The 3,105-nt window shown below is 75.0% G+C and carries 3 protein-coding genes; all 3 read right to left on the reverse strand.

The window, feature by feature from the left end; translation table 11 throughout:
* On the reverse strand, nt 1-864 hold an 864-nt coding region (locus VIB55_RS00575; protein ID WP_331874712.1), incomplete at its 3' end, for an efflux RND transporter periplasmic adaptor subunit.
* An 8-nt stretch (nt 865-872) separates the two neighbouring features.
* Nucleotides 873-2,306 (reverse strand): TolC family protein, encoded by a 1,434-nt coding sequence (locus VIB55_RS00580; RefSeq protein ID WP_331874713.1) that lies wholly within the window; start codon nt 2,304-2,306, stop codon nt 873-875.
* 175 nt (nt 2,307-2,481) lie between these two features.
* A partial coding sequence (locus tag VIB55_RS00585; protein ID WP_331874714.1) for an HD-GYP domain-containing protein occupies nt 2,482-3,105 on the reverse strand: 624 nt, incomplete at its 5' end.

Below are 3,105 nucleotides of genomic sequence, written 5' to 3' on the forward strand. Positions count from 1 at the left end.
GGCGAAGGTCCCGGCGCGCAGGCGGCCGTCGGGGTTGGGCACCTGCACGTACACCGTCACCGAGCGCGAGCCCGGGTCCACCGACGGACTGATGCGCGCCACGCGGCCGGTGAACTGCGATCCATCCGCCACGAACCGCACACTCTGCCCCGCGGCCACGCCGGCGGCGGCGCGCTCGGGAACGGCGGCGGCCAATTCCAGCACGTCGCCGCGGACGAGTGTGAACAGGCTGGCGTTGCGGGTGACGTGCTCGCCCGGGTTCACCGTCCGGCGCTCGATGATCCCGCCCACGGGCGCGACCACGCGGGTGTCGCCCACCTCGCGGCGGGTGCTGCCCAGGCGCGCCTGGGCGCTCGCGAGGCGGGCGCGGGCCGCGGCCACGGCACCCTCGGCCACGCGCACGTCGCGCTCGGGGATGGCGCCCTCGCGGTGAAGCTCGCGGTTCTGGTCCAGCGTCCACTGCGCGGTGCCGAGCTCGCTGCGCGCGGCCGCCACGTCGGCGTCGGCGCTGCGGGCGTTGCCGGCCTGGTCGCCCGCCTCGAACACCGCCAGCAGCTGGCCGGCACGCACGGGCTGCCCCTCGCGCACGTACACCTGCACGATGTCGCCCTCCAGCCGGGCGCGCACCTCGGCGCGCTCCAGCGGCTCCAGGTTGCCGGTGACGGGAATGGCGTCTTCCAGCGGCATCAGCTGGGGCGTGGCCACGTCCGTCGCGGCCAGGGTGACGGAGGGGCCGCGCCCGCCGCCGGGGCCGCCGGGCCCTCCCTTGGGGGTCTCGGCGCCTGCGTCCTTGGAGCAGGCTGCCGCCATGGCCAGCAGGATGCCGCAGGCGACGGCGCGAAGCGATGAATGCAGAAAGTGCATCGACGGGATCACGGTGCGGTCGCCGAGGGCGACGGAAGGGGCCGTCCCAGCGCGCGCGCCTGCTCGGCCGCCGCCAGGTACAGATCGAAGGTGGCGCGCGCCTCGTTGGTGCGCGCGGTCAGCAGCGCCAGCTGCGCGTCGGACACGTCCAGCTGCGTCCCCAGCCCGCGGGCGTAGCGCAGCGAGGCCAGGCGGAATGCTTCCTCGGCCTCGGCCACGGTCTGGCGCACGGCCTCGAAGATGGCGCGCGCGCGGGCCATCTCGGCGCGCGCGGCGGCGGCCTGCGCGTTCGCCGTCTCCCGCGCCTGCTGCGCCTGCAGGTCCGCGACGGAGGCCAGGGCGCGCGCCTGGCGCAGGTCGTTGCGGCCGCGCATGCCGTCGAACAGGGGAAAGCTCACGGCCAGCTGCAGCGAGCGGTCCGTGAACCATCCGCCGTTCTGCTGCGTGCACACGCGGCCGGCGGCGCTCTCCGGCGGACAGTCCACCTGCTGCAGCGCGCCGATCCGCAGCGGCAGCGTCCAGTCCTGCGGGTACGCGGCCCAGCCGTTCACCAGGTTCACCGACACGGTGGGGAGCAGGGCCGAGCGCGCGATGCGCGCCTGCGCCTCCGACGCCTGGGCCCGCAGCCGCGCGGCGCGCACGCCGGGAAGCGCCTCCAGGGCCGCCGAGTCCACCAGCGCCGCCCCCGCGGAACGGTCGGCGATGGCGGCAACCGTCTCCGGCTGCAGCGACGTCGTCAGGCGGATGGGCCGATTCTCGGGGAGGTTGGTGATGCGCCGCAGCTCCAGCAGCGCCAGCTCGCGCTCGCCGCGCGCCTGGATGGCCAGCGGCTCCAGGTTGCTGCGCTCCACCCGGGCGCGGAGCACGTCGTAGCGCGAGCCGCGGCCCGCCGCCTCGAACTGCTCGGCCTGGCGCACCCGCGCGGCGGCCAGCGCCACGTTGGTGTCCTGGATGGCTACCAGCCGCTCCGCCAGCTGCGCGCGCAGGTACGCCTGCACCGTCAGCAGCTGCACGTCCGTCCGCGCTCCTTCCAGGTCCGCCGCGGCCGCTTCGCGCTGGCGGCTGGCCGCGCGGATGCCCTGCACCGCCCGGCCACCCTGGTACAGGGGGACGGACAGGTTCAGGTTGGCACCGTAGGTGTTGGGCTGGTTGAAGATCTGCCCCACGGCCTGCGCGCGCGCGTTCTCGAAGACGTGGCTGAAGTTGCTGTTGAGGCGCAGCGCGGGAAGCTGCGCCGCGCGGGCGCTGCCCACGGCGGCGGAGGCCACGTCCAGCCGGCCCGCGGCCAGCCCCACCTCTTCGCCCTCCCCGGCCAGGCGCAGCGCCTGCTCCAGGGGCAGGTTCAGCGTGTCGCCGGCCTGCGCGGAAAGCGGCGCGGCGGCGGCCAGCGCCAGGAACAGGAACGCGGCCCCGTGAAACCGGGGAGCGCGTGCAAGGAACATCGTCATCACGGAGGTACACCCGGGCGGGCACCGGGGCGCCCGCCGTCTGCGAGGAAAGCCGGCCCGGAACGGCCCGGGACGGTGCTAATTTAGCCGCAGACGACGGTGGATTGAACCCCGGCGAACGCGGCCCTCGTCAACAGGACACGTCCTCCGGCGGATTCGTTGGATGGAGCTACAGGGCGGAGAGCGCCGCGTGGACGGCGAGGGGATCGAACCGGGTGCCGGCGCCGGACTGCAGGAGATGCGAGCGCGTCGGCGGACTCATGGCGGCCTGGTAGGGGCGCGGCCAGGTGACGGTGGCAAAGACGTCCGCGACGCGGAAGATGCCGGCCAGCACCAGGTCGCGCTCGGAAAGCCCGTCGCGGCGCAGCTCGGCGTGGTCGCGGTACTGGTTCTCGATCAGCAGGGCGATGCGGGGATGGTACGCCGCCCGGGCGACGTCGGCGCTCACCCGCGCCTGGCCCCGCACCCACTGCAGCTCCTGCGGCGAAAGCGTGCCCCGGCGCTCGATCAGGTCCACCGGCAGCGAGAGCATCCCCATCTCGTGAAGCTGCGCGGCCGTGTTCAGGATGTAGCGGTCGCCGTCGCTGATGTCCATCGACGCGGCGATGCGCCCGGCTACCATCGCCACCCGCGCGGCGTGGTCCATCAGCCCCAGCTGCGGCTCCCGCGCCTGCAGCGCCAGCTCGAAGGCGTCACAGATCCGCGACCGGGCGCCGTGGAGGTGGCTCTCCAGCTCCGCCGGGTCCACGCCGCTGCCCACGCCGTGGGGCGGCGGCCCGTGCAGCTGCCGGTG

Origin of the sequence: Longimicrobium sp., assembly GCF_036554565.1 — a bacterium.
GTDB lineage: Bacteria > Gemmatimonadota > Gemmatimonadetes > Longimicrobiales > Longimicrobiaceae > Longimicrobium.

Coding starts and splice junctions, on each gene's coding strand:
- VIB55_RS00580 (WP_331874713.1), bottom strand. CDS start 2,306: ATGTTCCTTGCACGCGCTCCCCGGTTTCACGGGGCCGCGTTCCTGTTC.